Annotated in this window: 13 protein-coding genes; 5 read left to right on the top strand and 8 right to left on the bottom strand. The window is 68.7% G+C overall.

The window, feature by feature from the left end; translation table 11 throughout:
* Positions 1–23: 23 nt before the first annotated feature.
* A complete protein-coding gene (gltB, locus tag ABE424_RS11075) occupies positions 24–4478 on the top strand; it encodes a glutamate synthase large subunit (protein WP_346479596.1) in 4455 nt (1484 codons plus the stop codon).
* A gap of 88 nt (positions 4479–4566) precedes the next feature.
* Positions 4567–6012 carry an FAD-dependent oxidoreductase gene (locus ABE424_RS11070; protein ID WP_346479595.1) on the top strand — a complete coding sequence of 482 codons (1446 nt, stop codon included), beginning with the start codon at positions 4567–4569 and terminating at the stop codon, positions 6010–6012.
* A gap of 6 nt (positions 6013–6018) precedes the next feature.
* Here ABE424_RS11070 and ABE424_RS11065 read toward each other — a convergent pair whose 3' ends face one another.
* On the bottom strand, positions 6019–6312 hold the full coding sequence (locus tag ABE424_RS11065) for a hypothetical protein (protein WP_346491456.1): 294 nt from the start codon (positions 6310–6312) through the stop codon (positions 6019–6021).
* 174 nt (positions 6313–6486) lie between these two features.
* On the opposite strand from ABE424_RS11065, the gene ABE424_RS11060 reads away from it, so the two are divergent.
* Positions 6487–7359 carry a methylglyoxal synthase gene (locus ABE424_RS11060; protein WP_346491455.1) on the top strand — a complete coding sequence of 291 codons (873 nt, stop codon included), beginning with the start codon at positions 6487–6489 and terminating at the stop codon, positions 7357–7359.
* A 113-nt stretch (positions 7360–7472) separates the two neighbouring features.
* On the opposite strand, the gene ABE424_RS11055 is transcribed toward ABE424_RS11060, so the two are convergent.
* Genes ABE424_RS11055 through ttcA form a run of 3 tightly spaced genes read right to left on the bottom strand, consistent with a single transcriptional unit; the run spans position 7473 to position 10183 of the window.
* Positions 7473–8261 (bottom strand): SprT family zinc-dependent metalloprotease, encoded by a 789-nt coding sequence (locus tag ABE424_RS11055; protein WP_346491454.1) that lies wholly within the window; start codon positions 8259–8261, stop codon positions 7473–7475.
* 57 nt (positions 8262–8318) lie between these two features.
* Positions 8319–9224 (bottom strand): recombination-associated protein RdgC, encoded by a 906-nt coding sequence (locus ABE424_RS11050; protein WP_019184123.1) that lies wholly within the window; start codon positions 9222–9224, stop codon positions 8319–8321.
* 50 nt (positions 9225–9274) lie between these two features.
* Entirely contained in the window at positions 9275–10183 is a 909-nt protein-coding gene (gene ttcA, locus ABE424_RS11045; RefSeq protein ID WP_346491453.1) for a tRNA 2-thiocytidine(32) synthetase TtcA, read from the bottom strand.
* A gap of 97 nt (positions 10184–10280) precedes the next feature.
* Between ttcA and ABE424_RS11040 the strand changes: the two genes are divergently transcribed.
* Positions 10281–10484 carry a DUF465 domain-containing protein gene (locus tag ABE424_RS11040; protein ID WP_176990288.1) on the top strand — a complete coding sequence of 68 codons (204 nt, stop codon included), beginning with the start codon at positions 10281–10283 and terminating at the stop codon, positions 10482–10484.
* 115 nt (positions 10485–10599) lie between these two features.
* On the opposite strand, the gene plsB is transcribed toward ABE424_RS11040, so the two are convergent.
* From plsB to ABE424_RS11020, 4 genes are all read right to left on the bottom strand, one after another.
* Entirely contained in the window at positions 10600–13314 is a 2715-nt protein-coding gene (plsB, locus tag ABE424_RS11035; RefSeq protein WP_346491452.1) for a glycerol-3-phosphate 1-O-acyltransferase PlsB, read from the bottom strand.
* Entirely contained in the window at positions 13314–14282 is a 969-nt protein-coding gene (locus ABE424_RS11030; protein ID WP_346491451.1) for a hypothetical protein, read from the bottom strand. Before ABE424_RS11030 ends, plsB begins: the two co-directional genes overlap by 1 nt.
* 150 nt (positions 14283–14432) lie before the next feature.
* Complete coding sequence (pyrF, locus tag ABE424_RS11025) at positions 14433–15158, bottom strand: orotidine-5'-phosphate decarboxylase (protein WP_346491450.1); 726 nt, start codon at positions 15156–15158, stop codon at positions 14433–14435.
* Entirely contained in the window at positions 15155–16078 is a 924-nt protein-coding gene (locus ABE424_RS11020) for a 5'-nucleotidase, lipoprotein e(P4) family (RefSeq protein WP_346491449.1), read from the bottom strand. Before ABE424_RS11020 ends, pyrF begins: the two co-directional genes overlap by 4 nt.
* A gap of 111 nt (positions 16079–16189) precedes the next feature.
* Here ABE424_RS11020 and ABE424_RS11015 point away from each other — a divergent pair, with 111 nt between their 5' ends.
* Positions 16190–16861: a DUF480 domain-containing protein gene (locus tag ABE424_RS11015; protein ID WP_346491448.1), complete on the top strand. Its 672-nt coding sequence runs from the start codon at positions 16190–16192 to the stop codon at positions 16859–16861.
* The last annotated feature ends 26 nt before the right edge of the window (positions 16862–16887 follow it).

Genomic DNA, 16887 nt, shown 5'->3' with positions numbered 1-16887 from the left:
GCTCACCCGACATTGAGGCAGAGATGGCCCCCCGCAACCGCCAAGGGCTTTACGACCCGCAAGATGAGCGAGATGCCTGTGGTTTCGGCATGGTCGCCCAGCTCGACGACCAGCCGTCCCGACTGCTGGTCGACACCGCTATCGCCGCACTCTCGCGCATGACCCACCGCGGCGGCGTCGCTGCCGACGGTGTCACCGGTGACGGCTGCGGCCTTTTGCTGCGCCGTCCCGACGTGTTCCTCAAGGCACTCGCCGCCGAAGCGGGTCTCACGCTGGGTGCGCGCTTCGCCGCCGGCGTGGTGTTCCTGCCGCACGACACCGTTGCCGCACAGGCCTGCCGCGACACGCTGGAACAGCAGCTGCGCGAGGCCGGTTGCCAGCCTGTCGGCTGGCGCGTGGTACCCACCGATCCCAGCGTCTGCGGCCAGCTCGCGCGCGACACCCTGCCGCACATCGAGCAGGTGTTCGTCGATGCCGGTGCCGCGCAGGACGAGGCCGCCTTCACCCTGGCCCTGTTCCTGGCCCGCCGCCGCAGCGAACAGCAGCTGCGCGAGCACGCCGATTACTACGTCACCACGCTCAGCCCGAATGCGATCAGCTACAAGGGCATGGTGCTGCCGGACAAGCTGAGCCGCTTCTACGTGGACCTGCAGCGCAACGACCTGGCCTCCAGCGCGATCGTGTTCCATCAGCGCTTCTCGACCAACACGCTGCCGCGCTGGCCGTTGGCGCATCCGTTCCGGATGCTCGCGCACAACGGCGAGATCAACACCATCGAGGGCAACCGCCGGTGGGCGCAGGCGCGCAGCAAGGTGTGGAAGACCCCGCGCTTCGACATCGGCGAATTCAATCCGGTCATCTCCATGCACGGCTCGGACTCGCAGAGTCTGGATAACATGCTCGAGCTGATGGTCAGCGCCGGCATGGAGCTGATCCAGGCGCTGCGCATCCTGGTGCCGCCGGCGACCCAGTCGCTGGAGTTCAAGGATCCGGACCTGGCCGCGTTCTACGAGTTCTACGGGCTCAACAGCGAGCCCTGGGACGGCCCGGCCGGCATCGTCGCCTGCGACGGCCGCTATGCCGCCTGCACGCTGGATCGCAACGGCCTGCGCCCGGCGCGCTGGATGCTGACCTCCGACCGCCACTTCCTGGTCGCCTCCGAAGCCGGTGTCTGGGAAGTGCCGGCCGAGCGCGTGGTGCGCAAGGGCAAGCTCGGCCCGGGCGAGATGATGGCGATCGACCTGAAGCGCGGCGACCTGCTCGACTCGGATGCCATCGACCGCATCAACCGTGGCCGCGCGCCGTACAAGCAATGGCTGCAGCAGGGCGTGACCTACCTGCAGACCGAGCTGATCGATCCGTCGCTGGTGGAAGAGCCGTTCGACGAGCGCACCCTGCGCAGCTATCACAAGCTGTTCCAGCTCAGCACCGAGGAAGTGGAGCAGATCCTGCGTCCGCTGGCCGAGACCGAGCAGGAAGCTACCGGCTCGATGGGCGATGACACGCCCATGGCCGTGCTGAGCCAGCACAGCCGTCCACTCTACGATTACTTCCGCCAGGCGTTCGCGCAGGTCACCAACCCACCGATCGATCCGCTGCGCGAAGACTGCGTCATGTCGCTGTCCACCCAGCTCGGCAAGGAGACCAACATCTTCCATGCCGGCGCGGAGACGGTGAACCACGTCATCCTCAATTCGCCGGTACTCAGCCAGCGCAAGCTGCGTCAGCTGATCAAGATGGAACAGTACGCCGACAAGAACCGGCTGATCGATCTGTCCTACAGCTTGGACGAAGGCCTGAAGGCCGGCATCGAGCGCATCTGCGCCGAAGCCGAAGCCGCCGCCCGCGAAGGCATCGTCATGCTGCTGCTGAGCGACCGTTACCCGGTTGCCGACCGCCCGATGGTGCACGCCCTGCTGGCCACCAGCGCGGTGCATCACCATCTCTCCAATGCGGGGCTGCGCTGCGACGTCAACCTGATTTTGGAAACCGGCACCGCGCGCGATCCGCACCACATGGCCTGCCTGCTCGGCTTCGGTGCCACCGCGGTGTACCCGTATCTGGCCTACCAGACCCTGTTCGACCTGGGCCGGCGCGGCATCCTGCAGCTGAGCAAGGGCGGCGAGCAGTCGCAGATCGGCCGCCGCTACCGCAAGGGCATCTACAAGGGCCTGTCCAAGATCATCTCCAAGATGGGCATCTGTACCGTGGCCAGCTACCGCGGCGCGCAGCTGTTCGAGATCGTCGGGCTGGATGACGAGGTGGTCGACCTGTGCTTCCCGGACACCGCCTCGCGCGTGGCCGGGGTCGGCTTCGCGCGCCTGGACGATGAGGCCCGCGAGCTCACCGTGCGCGCCTGGAATGATCTGCTGCGCCCGGATGTCGGCGGCGTGCTCAAGTACGTGCACGGCGGCGAGTACCACATGTACAACCCGGACGTGGTCATGACCCTGCAGCGTGCCGCGCGCAGCGGCGATGCCGCGGACTGGCAGCGCTACTGCGAGGCCGTGCACGGCCGACCGGTGTCGGCGCTGCGCGACCTGCTGCAGCTCAAGGCCGCGCCCACGCCGACGCCGCTGGACGAAGTGGCCCCGGCCGAAGATCTGTTCCGCCGCTTCGACACCGCCGCGATCAGCCTCGGTGCGTTGTCGCCGGAAGCGCACGAAGCGCTGGCGATCGCCATGAACCGGCTCGGCGGCCGCAGCAATTCCGGCGAAGGCGGCGAAGACCCGGTGCGCTATGGCACCGAGAAGCGCAGCAAGATCAAGCAGGTGGCCTCGGGCCGCTTCGGCGTCACCGCCGAGTACCTGGTCAACGCCGAAGTGCTGCAGATCAAGGTTGCCCAGGGCGCCAAGCCCGGCGAAGGCGGCCAGCTGCCCGGGCACAAGGTCAACGAACTGATCGCGCGGCTGCGGTATGCCAAGCCGGGCATCGGCCTGATCTCGCCGCCGCCGCACCACGACATCTACTCGATCGAAGATCTGGCCCAGCTGATCTACGACCTCAAGCAGGTCAACCCAACCGCACTGGTCTCGGTGAAGCTGGTCAGCCATGCCGGGGTCGGCACCATCGCCGCCGGCGTGGTCAAGGCCGGCGCCGATCTGATCACCGTCTCCGGCCATGACGGCGGCACCGGCGCCAGCCCGGTCAGTTCGATCCGCTATGCGGGCGTGCCGTGGGAGCTGGGCGTGGCCGAATCGCACCAGGCACTGGTCGCCAACGACCTGCGCGGGCGCACCCTGCTGCAGACCGATGGTGGCCTGAAGACCGGCCTGGACGTGATCAAGGCCGCGCTGCTCGGTGCGGACAGCTTCGGTTTCGGCACCGCGCCGATGATCGTGCTGGGCTGCAAGTACCTGCGCATCTGCCACCTCAACAACTGCGCCACCGGCGTGGCCACCCAGGATGAGCGCCTGCGTGCGCAGTACTTCACCGGCCTGCCGGAGCGCGTGGAGAACTTCTTCCGCCTGCTGGCCGAGGAAGTCCGTGGCTGGCTGTCCTACCTGGGCGTGCGCTCGCTGGAGGAGATCGTCGGCCGTACCGACCTGCTGCAGCAGCTGGAGGTTTCACCGCGACCGGGCGTCAAGGTGGATCTGTCGCGCCTGCTGCACCCGGCCGACTACGCGGGCAGCCACTGCGCCGCGCAGCGTCTGTACGAATCGCCGGACAGCCTGGCGACGCAGATGGACGGGCTGCTGGCCCCGGCGATCGCCGGCAAGCTCGGCGGCGAACACCGCTTCCTGATCCACAACACCGACCGCTCGATCGGTACCCGTTTGTCCGGCGAGATCGCACGCACGCACGGCAACCAGGGCATGGCCGATGCACCGCTGACCCTGCGTTTCCGTGGCACGGCCGGGCAGAGCTTCGGCGCGTTCAACGTGGGCGGCCTGCAGCTGGAGGTCGAAGGCGAAGCCAACGATTACGTCGGCAAGGGCATGGCCGGCGGCCGGCTGGTGGTGCGCCCGCCGCGTGGCGCACGCTTCGAGGCGCGCAACACCGCGATCATCGGCAACACCTGCCTGTACGGCGCCACCGGTGGCGAGCTGTTCGCCGCGGGCCGTGCCGGCGAGCGCTTCGGCGTGCGCAACTCCGGCGCGCTGGCGGTGATCGAAGGGGCCGGTGACCACTGCTGCGAGTACATGACCGACGGCATCGTGCTGGTGCTGGGCAAGGTCGGGCTGAACTTCGGCGCCGGCTTCACCGGCGGCCTGGCCTACGTCCTGGATATCGATCGTGACTTCGTGGACCGCTACAACCACGAACTGATCGACATCCACCGCATCTCGGCCGAGGGCTTCGAGAACCATCGCCAGCACCTGCATACGCTGATCAGCCGCCACCGCGAACTGACCGGCAGCATCTGGGCGCAGCAGATCCTCGATGAGTTCCGCGATTACGTCGGCAAGTTCTGGCTGGTCAAACCCAAGGCCGCCAGCATCGAATCGCTGACCGACTCACTGCGCCGCGCTGCGTGATCCATCCCGGTAGTGCCGGCCGCTGGCCGGCACCCTCAACGTGTAGTGCCGGCCGCTGGCCGGCAGATCACCATCCCAGGGCCCACCCATGAGCCGCAAGCAAGCTTTCCAGTTCCTCGATCTGCCCCGGACGATGCCGCAGCGCATCCCGGTCGAACTGCGCACCTCCGGCGACTGGGGCGAGCTGTACGGCAAGTTCGGCAAGGAGGACGCGCAGTTCCAGGCCGGTCGCTGCCTGGATTGCGGCAACCCGTACTGCAGCTGGAAGTGCCCGGTGCACAACGCCATCCCGCAGTGGCTGCAGCTGGTGCAGGAAAACCGCATCCACGAAGCGGCCACGCTGTGCCATTCGACCAATCCGCTGCCGGAAGTGTGCGGCCGGGTGTGTCCGCAGGACCGCCTGTGCGAAGGCAGCTGCACGCTGGAGGAGTTCGGCGCGGTGACCATCGGCGCGGTCGAGAAGTACATCGTCGATACCGCGCTGGCCACCGGCTGGCGTCCGGACATGAGCGCGGTGGAAGCCACCGGCAAGCGCGTGGCGGTGATCGGCGCCGGCCCGGCCGGGCTAGCCTGCGCCGACAAGCTGGCGCATGCCGGCATCCAGGCCGTGGTGTATGACCGCTACGAACAGATCGGCGGGCTGCTGCAGTTCGGCATCCCCAGTTTCAAGCTGGACAAATCGGTGATCAGCCGCCGCCGCAACGTGCTCGAAGGCATGGGCGTGCAGTTCCGACTCGGGGTGGAGATCGGCCGCGATGTGAGCATCGATGACCTGCTGGCCGAGTACGACGCGGTGTTCGTGGGTACCGGCGCCTACCGCTATACCGACGGTGGCCTGCTCGGCCAGGACCTCAAGGGCGTGCTGCCGGCGCTGCCGTTCCTGGTGCAGAACAGCCGCATCGTCAGTGGCAGCGATGCCCACGGCCGGCCGATCGCCGGCTGGGAAGACCAGATCGCCCTGCCCGACCTCGAAGGCAAGCGCGTGGTGGTGCTGGGCGGTGGCGATACCGGCATGGACTGCGTGCGCAGCGCGATCCGGCTCGGCGCGGCCAAGGTGACCTGCGCCTACCGCCGCGACGAGGCCAACATGCCCGGCTCGGCGCGCGAAGTGGCCAATGCGCGCGAGGAAGGCGTGCGCTTCCTGTTCAATCGCCAGCCGCTGTCGATCGAGGCCGGTGCGGATGACGAAGTGATCGGGGTGATGGTGGTCGAAACGCAGCTGGACGCACCGGATGCACAGGGCCGCCGCAATGCGGTGCCGATCGCCGGCAGCGAATCGCTGCTGGAAGCGGACGTGGTGATCATCGCCTTCGGCTTCTCGCCGACTGCGCCGGCCTGGCTGACCGGACAGGGCGTGGAGGCCGGCAACAATGGCCGCATCGTGGCCGGTGGCAGTGGCCGCCTGCCGTTCCAGACCGCCCATCCGCGCCTGTTCGCCGGGGGCGATGCGGTACGCGGCGCGGACCTGGTGGTGACGGCCGTGGCCGAGGGCCGCGATGCGGCCGGCAGCATCGTGCAGCTGCTTTCGGCGTAATCGCGCCTACGCGGCAGCGGGCAGCGGTGACGGCGTGTGACGCACGCCGGCCCGCTCGATCTCCAGCGCCATCAGCAGCTCGATGTTGTCGAGCTGGTCACGGATGCGGCGGTTGCTCGCCGGATCGTCGTGGCCGCGGCCCATGTGCGCATCGAGCATGCGGGCGAGCCCGGCCAGCAGCACGTCGGCATCGGCCTGCGGGGCCTCCCGCAACACCGCGGCCAGCGCGCGGATGCGGGGGCCCGGATCCTCCGGAGCAGATGCGGACGAGGCGGCAACGGCAGAAAGGGAGAGGGTCATGGCAGGAGTTCCCTGATTGACGGACGGCCTCTACTGTCGGATATGGCCCCCTCCGGACACCATGCAACAATTACGAAAATGCGTGATGGCGCGTGACCGCCATCACCGTTCAGCGCTGGCGCCGCTGCAACCTGAACGACTTACACTGACCGCGTCTCCCTCTGGACTGCTCCCATGCGCATCGGCCTGGCCGCGAACCGCCTGCACCACCACGACAAGCACGCCGCCCTGTTCCGCTGGCTGCGCGCCAGCGACACCGGACTGCGCGAACTGGGCGTGGAGCTGCACGCGGTCGGACGCACCTTCGATGCGATCCAGCGGCTGGGCTTCCTGCAGGACTTCGCCCCGCTGCGGCGCTACCCGAACGGCCGCGAGGGTGGGCTGATGAAGCTGGTCGCCGAGGTGGTCGGCATGGGCACGCCCGAGCGCACCCTGGATGGCGCCATCTACCTGATGGACCCGGTCGATCCCTCGTCGGTGTTCCCCGAGGCGACCGCGCTGAAGCGCCAGTGCGTGATCCACGGCAAACCCTTCATCTCCACCGTCGCCACCGCGCGCGACTGGGTCGAGGTGGAGCGCCTGCACGCCGGCCTGGCCCCGGACCCGGGCGCCGATGACCTGCACGCCTTCGCGCAGCACACGCTGGCGCTGATCGCGCATGACGCGATGAAGCCGGCGATGCTGGCCTTCGCCGACGAGCACTTCGAGGTGCTGTCGCGCTTCCGCAGCCGGGTCGGCACCGGCACCACCGGCCAGCGCCTCAACGAACTGGCCTGGAGCCGCGGCTGGCCGCAGGGCGAGGAATGGGTGATGCGCTACCAGAGCGGCCCGATGGGCGGCGATGCGCAGATCGCCGACCGCGTACTGGAAGGCCATTGCCAGCGCGCGATCTTCTTCGAGGATCCGCACGTGGCGCGCCAGCACGAGGCCGACATCCAGCTGCTCGAGCGCGCGGTCACCACCGTGACCGATCAGGCCGTGTGCATCACCGCGCCGCGGGTGGCGGCGCGCTGGGCGCAGGCGGCGGCGTTGCGGCTGGGGAACTGAGAAACACCGCATCGGTAGTGCCGGCCGCTGGCCGGCAATCGCGCGCGGGTGGGGTTCATGGGGAGCCGGCCAACGGCCGGCACTACCGGTCGCGGGCGTGGCAGCAGCCGGCTCTACCCCGCCGGGGTCAGCATCTGCCGCAGCATCGCCTTCAGCCGCCGCCCTTCGAGCTGGAAGTAATCCCGCTCGGCGTGCCACGCCGGGAAACGCTGCTCCACCTCGGCCCAGAAGGCTGGCGAGTGGTTGGCCTGGATCAGGTGGCAGAGCTCGTGCACCAGCACGTATTCAAACGCCGACGGCCGCCCCAGCACCAGGGCCAGATCCAGCGCCATGCTGCCGTCCGGGGCCAGCGAGCCCCATTGCGAGGACATCACCTTGAGCCGCAGCCGCGCCGGTGCGCGGGGCAGGCCCGGCAGGTAGCGCGGCAGCCACTGGCCGACATCGGCACGGGTCTGTGCTTCGTAGAACTCGCGCAGGGCACGGCGCAGCGTGGCGTCGGTGCCCCGGCTGGGCCAGTGCAGGCAGGCGCCGTCGGCGTCGATCTCCATATGCGCATAGCGGCCGGTTTCCCAGCGCAGCGGCAGCAGCTCACCGCGCAGCGGCAGCACGCCCGCCTCGCCGATCACCAGCGGCGGCGGCAGGTTGGTCGCTTGGTAGCTGCGCAGCTGTTCGGACAACCAGCCACGGTGCTGCTCCAGGAAGCGCTCGCCCATCACCAGGCTGGCGCGCGGTGGCAGGGTCAGGCGCACGCCGCGCTCATCGACGCTGAGCTTGATCCGGCGCGCGCGCGGATCGCGTACGCGCAACACATCGATCTCGGCATCCTCCAGGCGCAGCCGTACCGTATCGCGCTGCAGCGTGCTGACAGCCGGCGAAATCAGGCGGCGGAGGAATCCGGACATGGGTACAGCATAGCGCCGGCCGTGACCGGCGCATGACTGGGGACTGATCGGATCCGGTCAGTCCGCCTTGCTGAGCTTGAAGGCCTCTTCCAGCAGCAGGAACAGGCGACGCACTTCGCCGCTCTGCAGGGCGAAACGGGCGTCCAGTTCGGCGCGGCGGCCGTCATCGTCGGCATGCTCGAGCTGGTCCAGCGCGCCATCCAGGAACTTCAGCTTGCGCACGATCAGGTCATCGCCGAGCACGAAGGACAGGTTGTCCTCGAACACCAGCGCCAGCTTGGTCACCTGCTTGCCGGCATCCAGGTGCTTGTCGATCTCGTCGCAGCGCAGTTCCTGGTGCTGGCACTTGACCACCGCACCGCCCTCGGCCGGGTCCTTCATCTCGCACTCTTCGCCCAGGCTCAGCCCGGTCGGCAGGGGTTCCCCGGCGATCCAGCCGGTGAGGATCGAGCGCGGCGCGACTTCGGCATTCAACGGCATCGCCGGGAAGCTGCCGAGCAGGCCACGGATGTCGGACATCATGTTCTCGCCCTTCTTGCTGCTCGAGCAGTCCACCGCGACGTAGCCGTGGGTCAGGTCGATCAGCGCGTCGGTACGCGAGCTCTTCACGAAGGCACGCGGCATCAGTTCGTGCAGCAGGTCGTCCTTCATGCGCTTGCGCTCGCGGCCGCCGGGCTTGCGGCCTTCCTTCTCTTCGATTTCCTCGAGCTTGCGCGCGAGCAGGTCGTTGACCACCGCGCCCGGCAGGATCTTGTCCTCACCGCCGACGGTCAGCCACAGCGCATCGCCGACGCGGTGCGAGAACACGGCCTTTTCTTCACGGCCGAACGGCGAGATGAAGCCACGGGAATTCATTTCAAGCGGACCGACCGGCTTGAGCAGCACCTGCGGCAGCAGGGTGTCTACGTCGGAGAAATCGGTGGCGGTCGGGAAGCGGAACAGCGTCAGGTTGCGAAAGAACATGGACGTCCAGAGTAAGAGCGTGAAAGGGAGGGCGGGCGCGCCGGCGTGGCTCAGGCCGGGCCGGGGGCGTCGCCGGGGTCGTGGGCAGTGCCGGCCCAGGCCGGCGGGTCGGGCAACGGGGCCGCCGCGGCGCGCCCCAGTGCCATGAAATCGAACAGCGCCGGATCGGCCAGCTGCGAGGGATGGATGTTGCCCAGCGCGCGTGCGATCTGGTCGATGCGGCCGGGCTGGTCGCGCTCCCACTGCTGCAGCATCTGCTCCACCTGGCGGCGCTGCAGGGTGTCCTGGCTGCCGCACAGCGTGCAGGGAATGATCGGAAACGCGCGTGCCTGGGCGTAGGCGCTGATGTCCGCTTCGCTCACGTAGGCCAGCGGGCGGATCACGATGTGCTGGCCGTCGTCGCTGCGCAGCTTGGGCGGCATCGCCGAGAGCTTGGCGTGGTGGAACAGATTGAGGAAGAACGTGGCCACGCTGTCATCGCGGTGGTGGCCCAGCGCGATCCTGGTGAAGCCGTGTTCGGCCGCGTGCCGGTACAGCGCGCCACGGCGCAGGCGCGAGCACAGCGAACACATCGTGCGGCCTTCCGGGATCACCCGGCTGACCACCGAATAGGTGTCCTGCTCGATGATCTGGAACGGCACACCGATCGAGGCCAGGTAGGTCGGCAGCACGTGCTCGGGAAAGCCGGGCTGCTTCTGGTCCAGGTTCACGGCCACCAGCTCGAACGGCACCGGCGCTTTTTTCTGCAGCTGCAGGAGGATGTCGAGCAGGGTGTAGCTGTCCTTGCCACCGGACAGGCACACCATGACTTTGTCGCCGGCCTCGATCATGCCGAAGTCGGCGATCGCCTGGCCCACCTGGCGGCGCAGCTGCCGCGCCAACCGGTCCTGCACGCCGCCGGGCGCGCGCGGATCGCGGGCGCGCGGGACGGGATCGGGCAGGCGGATGACAGCGCTCATGGGGTTCATTCTACCGGCTCGCACCCGCCGCCACGGAGCCCGTGAGGTGACTGCGTTCACTCCCGGCGGTCATCCGGGATGTGTATGCTCGGAGCCTGTGGAAACCATGACCCCCAGCGATATCAGTGCCCGACTTGCCACGCTCCGGCAGGAGCACCGTGCGCTCGATGACCAGATCCTGCGCATGGCCGCCAACGGCGACGACGAGCTCGAAGCCAAGCGCCTGAAGCGGCGCAAGCTGCAGTTGAAGGACTGCATCGCCAAGCTGGAAGACATGTTGATTCCGGACGAGCCGGCGTGAGCCTTGTGCCGCGCTGGCGCGCGGGTACCGACCAACGGTCGGTACCTACGAATTGCTGGCGAACGCAATAAGATCCGGATACGTCCGGATTCGTCGGATCGACGACGGGCCGTCGTCAATCCTGGGCTACCGGTTCCTCTGGCTTCGCCGCTTCCGGGCTGACCCGCTCGATGGTGTGGCGCAGTTCGCGGCCGAGGATGAATTTCGCATCCTTGGCCCACGCGTCCAGGCGCGCGTCGAACAGCAGCTTGCTGTTCTCATCCGGCCACACCAGGCGCAGTTCGCGCAGCTTCTGGATGAAGCCGCGGAACAGCGTGCGGTCGAAGAACTCCGGCGCGGCCGGCGCGTAGAGCAGGCTCAGGCGCTGCGCGGCCTGCTGGCATAGGCTTTCCAGCTCGGCCGCACCCAGCGTACCCGGGCCGTTCTTCACCAGCACCGAGATCGCGATGTAATAGCGCTCGAACGCCTGCTGCAGCGAATGGCCGATCGCACGCAGGCGGAAGACTTCGTCGGTCTGCCCGGTGTTGCGCGCCAGGATGCCGCCGTCGTCATCGTTGATGTTCTGCAGCAGCCCTTCGCGCACGAACACGTTGATGGTCTGCTCGATGCGCTGGGCGAACTCGTCTTCCGTCCACGGCAGGAACAGCTCGGCCTGCAGGAACGGGTACACGGTGCGGCCCAGCTGGACCAGCCCGGTGCGGCTCATGCGGCGGTTGTTCTGGAAGCAGCAGGCCACCCACGACGAGGCCGTGAACAGGTGGATGACGTTGTTGCGGAAGTAGCTCAGCAGCACCGCGGTATCGCCACTGACGCTGAGCACATCGCCCAGCGGATGCTTGATGCGGGTGAGGACGTTGATCTCCTCGGCGTGGGCGATGATCCGCTCCGGCGAGTGCGGGGTCACCGTCACCCGGTCCGAGTAGGGCATCTCGACCAGCAGGGTCTTGCACAGCTCGATCTGCGCGATCAGGTCCGCCTCGCCCATCGCATGCTTGGGCGTGGACAGCAGCGCCAGCGCGAGCAGGTTGATCGGATTGACGTCGGCCGCGCCGTTGATGTGCACCTGGATGCGTTCGGCCAGGTGATCCACCGTGCCGGACAACCACGAAGGCTTCTCGTCTTCGCCCACCGGCTGGCCATTCCAGTCCGGCGCACGCTGGGCGAGCACGTCGTTGAGCGCGATCGGCTCGCCGAAGTTCACCACCACCTGGCCGTAGTTCTGCTTGAGCACTTTCGGGATCGACCACAGCAGCGACCAGATCGATTCCTTTTCCTTCGGCCGACCGGACAGTTCGTCCAGGTAGCTGCCGCCTTCCATCAGCTTTTCATAGCCGATGTAGACCGGCTGGAACAGGACCGGCTTGCGCGGCTGGCGCAGGAACGCGCGCAGCGTCATCGAGATCATGCCGCCCTTGGGCTGCAGCAGGCGCCCGGTGCGCGAGCGGCCGCCTTCGACGAAGTACTCGATCGAGTAACCGCCGGCGACCAGCTGCGCCACGTATTCGCTGAGCACCGCCGAGTACAGCGCGTTGCCGCGGATCGAGCGGCGGATGAAGAACGCACCGCCCTTGCGCAGCAGCGTGCCGACCACCGGCAGGTTGAGATTGATGCCGGCCACGATGTGCGGCGGCACGATGCCGCGGTCGTACAGCAGGTACGACAGCAGCAGGTAATCCATGTGGCTGCGGTGGCTGGGCACGTAGACCACTTCGTGCCCGGGCGCGGCCGCCTTGAACTTGTCCAGGTGATGGACCAGCACGCCGGCATAGATGCGGTTCCAGACATGGCTGAGCATGAAGCTGGCCGAGCGCACCACCGGACTGGAGTAGTCCGCGGCGATTTCCCACGCGTAGGCGTGGGCTTTCTTCCAGGCATCGGCCGGCTTGGAGTTGTCGCGCTTGGCCTGGGAGGCGATCGCTTCGCGCACGGTGTCCGCGTCCAGCACCTTGTCCACCAGCAGGCGACGGGTCGACAGGTCAGGACCGATCACCGACTCGCGGATGCGGCGGAAGTGGGTGCGCAGCACGCGCTGCAGCTTGCGCACGGTGCGCTCGGGGTCCAGCCCCTCATCGACCGTGGTGCGCAGCGAGATCGGCGGGGCGAAGCGCACGATCGTGCTGCGGCCGTTGAGCAGCACCGCCAGCAGGCGACGGAAACGACCCACCAGGGCCCAGTTTTCCGAGAACAGCACCGCGAACCAGCCGCTCTGCTTGTCCGGCGCGCGGCCGACGAAGATCGACACCGGCACCAGGTGCACGTCCAGCTCGCCGCGGGCGCGGTGCGCCTGCAGGACCTTGGCCAGCGAGTCGGAGTGGGTCTTGGCGCCGCGCTGCTCGGGAATCAGCGAGTTGCTGCTGCTCCGGCGCGACAGGGCCAGGTAGGCGCGCTTGCGCCCGGTCGGGTCACCCGCGATCGGCACCAGCGGCGAGGGCAGGCCGGCTTCTCGGCAGGCCTTGTCCAGGATCAGCGCGTTGGACAGACCGTAGTCCTCCAGCACGTAGACCACCGGGCGGCCGTCGTTGTACTGGCCGGGGTGTTCGGGTTCGATCTTCAGCGACAGCCACGGCTCGACCAGGCGGCCGAGCAGGCGCGCCCACCACGGCGGGCGGCCACTGGGCGGACGCGTGCCGGGCACGATCGCGGACGGCACGACGGTGGACGGCTCCGCATCGACCGCAACGGCATCCACAGGCGCGCCAGCGACCGGCGGGAGCGGGGCGGCGGCACCGTCGGACGGCACGGTAGCGGGCGACGAGGACGTGGCGTCCGGCGTCTTGGGCGGCTCTTCGCCGGGGAAAGGCAGGGGATTCTGGTTCGGCATCGGCTTCATTATGGCTTAGCCGGTGCAGAAGCACCGTCCTTGACCGTCGCGGCGGCCTCTGCTTCGGCCGCCTGCCGGGCGTCATGTTCAGCTTGCGCGGCGTCGGCGGCCTGCAGCAGCGCATCGGTGTCTTCCAGCGTGCGGGTCACATACCAGTGGCCATCGCGGCGGGTCATCCGCACCTGCGCTTCGATCTGCTCACCGGCCAGCGTGTACTGGATGCGCACCACCGCGTCGTCGCCCAGTTCGGAGGTCAGTTCGCCGCGCAGCTCGGTCAACGCGCCGTCCAGCGACAGCCCGTAGCTGGCCAGCGCGGTCTTGAAGGCTTTGATGAAGGGGCCCAGCCGACGCAGGCTCTCTTCCATGCCTGCCGCCTGCAGCTCGGCATCGGTGGACAGCCCGGCGGTACGCGCGGTGGCGGTGAGCAGGGTGATGGTCGTCTTCGCCCGCTGCTTGTCCGTCAGTGGCGCCGCGGCGGCCCAGCGGCTGAGCGCGTTCACCACCTGGGTGTAGTGGGCGCGCTCGCTGTCGCTGTACTCGCTCTGGTTGCGCAGGTACTGCTCGCCGAACAATCCCATCGAGTGGGCCGCCTGGCGGACCTGGGAGGCCTGGCCGGCGATCTGGGTATCGAACGAGCGCTGCAGCCGCTGTGGCGCATCCGGCCGCGACAGCGCGGCCAGCATCGGCAGCAGCTGCCCATCCAGCGGCAGCTCGGTCAACGGCCAGCGGCTGTGGCCCTGGTTCCAGGCGCCCTGCAGGCGCGCGTACTGGGCCGGTGGCACCGCCGCCTTGGCGTAGCCGACCAGATCATTGTCGGCGACCCGCTGCGCCAGCTGCTGTAGGGCGGCGACCGGCTCGGACGCCGGTGCATCCGGATCGATCCGCTTGTCCTTGCAGGCACTGAGCAGCACCACCCCGCACAGGGCCAGCGCCAACGCCTGCCCTCGGTACTGCCACGGCTTCAACGACATGGACATGAATTCGGACTCCCCGGACCGGTCCGCATCTTGCGGCCTGTTCAGTGACAGCGGCAAGCCGGCAACCCCGCCGACCTCGCGCCATATGCGCAAGCCGTTGAATGTACAGAAAAACCGGTTGTGACGGGGCGGCTCCGCCCCGTCGTCGCCTCAGCGCGCGGCCAGGGCCTGAGCGATCTCGGCCTGGATGGCGCGCGCGGCGGCCTGCGGGTCGCTGGCCAGCCGGATCGGGCGCCCGACCACGATCGCATCGGCGCCGTCGGCAAACGCCTGGGCCACGCCGACGGTGCGCTTCTGGTCATCGCCGACCGGACCGCCGGGGCGGATGCCCGGGCACACGATCGAGAAGCCGGCACCCGTGGCGGCGCGGATCGGCTCGGCCTCCTGGCCGGAGGCGATCACGCCATCGATGCCGGCCGCCTGGGCAGCCAGCGCGCGTTCGACCACCACCTCCACCGGCTCGCGGTCGATGCCCATCCGGGCCAGGTCGCTGCGTCCCATCGAGGTCAGCACGGTCACCGCCAGCAGGCGCATGTCGCTGCCGTTGGCGGCCGCGCAGGCCTCCATCATCGCCGGGTGCCAGCCATGGATGGTGGCGTAGCTCACCGGCCACTGCGACAAGCGCTTGATCACCGCCGCGGCGGTGGCCGGGATGTCGAAGAACTTCAGATCGACGAACACGCGCTTGTCGCGCGCGGCGAGTGCGTCGAGCACCTCGAAGTACTCGCCGGAGGCCAGCAGTTCCATGCCGATCTTGTAGAACGACACGGCATCGCCCAGGCGATCGACCCAGGCCAGCGCGTCGTCGCGGCCGGGCACGTCGAGCGCGAAGATCAGGCGCTCCTCGTCACGCAGCGGCAGCGGCGCGCGGCTCACGGTGCGTAATCCAGCGCGGCACGCTTGGCGTCGTGGCGGGCCTGGCGCGACTGGCTGTAGTCGTTGTTGAACTGGGCCGGCTCGAAGCCGCCGTAGGTCGGGTTGGGCAGCATCCACCAGCGTTCGCCGAACCAGTCGTGGTACTGCTGCAGCAGCGCGTCACGGCCATCGTTGGTGTTGGCGGTGACCTCCACGAAGTCGCCCAGCTGGTCACCGAACTGCATCAGCACGCGGTACTGCTGGCCGGCCAGGCGGCGGCGGCAGTTCTTCTCGCTGCCGGCCTGCTCGCAGCCGTCGACCACGGTGCCCAGGCCGAGGAACACGCTGTCGTCGGCCACCGGCAGGCCCTGCTCGCGCAGGTTGGCAAGCGTGGCGTCCCTGAGGTGCACGGCGCGGTTGGAGATGTACAGCAGGGTGACGCCCTTGGCGTTGGCGGCCTTGGCGAAATCGACCACGCCCGGAATCGCCTTGGCCTTCTTCTCGGCGACCCACTGGTCCCAGCTCAGTTCGTCGTATTCCTTGCCATCGCGCACCAGGCGCGCCTGGTACGGCGAGTTGTCCAGCACGGTTTCATCCACGTCCAGCACCACGGCCGGCTTCAGGCCCTTGGCGGCATTGCCGCGTTCGTCCGGCACCAGCGCGTCCCAGTTGGGTTCCTTGAGGGCCTTGTCCAGGTGATCGGCGGCGGCGCGGTAGGTCTGCTCGGTGATCGCGCGGTATTCCTGCGCGCGCTGCATCCACAGCACGGCATTGAGATTGTCATTGGCGGCCGCGGCGGCATCGCCGGTGGCAGCCGGGGCGCTCGCCGCGGCAGCGGCTGCCGGCGGGGCGGCATCGGCCGGGGTTTCAGTGCGCTTGCAGGCACTCAGTGCCAGCACGGCACAGGCAAGCACGGACAGGGAAACAGCACTACGACGCATGGCATTCACCGGCAACAGATTCGCGCCAGTTTACCGGCTTGTCCCGCGGCATTCATGTGGCCGGCGGGGCTCGGCTATGCTGCACGCCCCTGAAACACCGCGGAGCGCCCCATGACCGACGACACCCAGACCCCTGCCCTGCCCGTGCTCAGCGCGGCCCAGGCCCGCGCGTTGGGCTGCCTGATCGAGAAGGAGGCGACCACCCCGGACGCCTACCCGCTGACGGTCAACGCCGCCCAGGTGGCCGCCAACCAGAAGACCGCCCGCGAGCCGGTGATGGCGCTGTCGGCCGGCGACGTGCACCACGCGCTGCGCCAGCTGGAGACCCTGGGCCTGGCGCGCCAGCAGTACTCCTCGCGCGCCGAGCGCTACGAGCATCGCGCCGGTGCCGCGCTGGACCTGACCCGCCAGCAGCTGGCCATCCTGGGCCTGTTGCTGCTGCGCGGCCCGCAGACCCTCAACGAGCTGCTGACCCGCAGCGAGCGCCTGGTCCGCTTCCAGGACGTGGACGAACTGCGCCATCACCTGGAGCGCATGATCCAGCGCGATATGGCGGTCCAGCTGCCACGCGCCAGCGGCCAGCGCGAAGACCGCTACATGCACCTGCTGGCCGGCCCGGTGGACGTGCAGGCGTTGGCGGAGCAGTACAGGTCGGCGCCGTCCGGCGGTGGCGGTGGCGGTGCCGCCCATCCGGCGCTGGAGTCGCGTGTGCAGCAGCTGGAAGCCACGGTGGCCGAGCTGCAGGAGCAGCTGGCGGAGCTGCGCGCGCAGTTGGGGGGGTGAACTGCAGCCACGCATGGCGTGGCTCT

This window comes from Stenotrophomonas sp. TWI1149 (assembly GCF_039673155.1).
GTDB classification, from domain to species: Bacteria; Pseudomonadota; Gammaproteobacteria; order Xanthomonadales; family Xanthomonadaceae; genus Stenotrophomonas; species Stenotrophomonas maltophilia_AA.
Note: the sequence above shows the minus strand (reverse complement) of the source record. Positions and strands in the feature narration are given on the sequence as shown.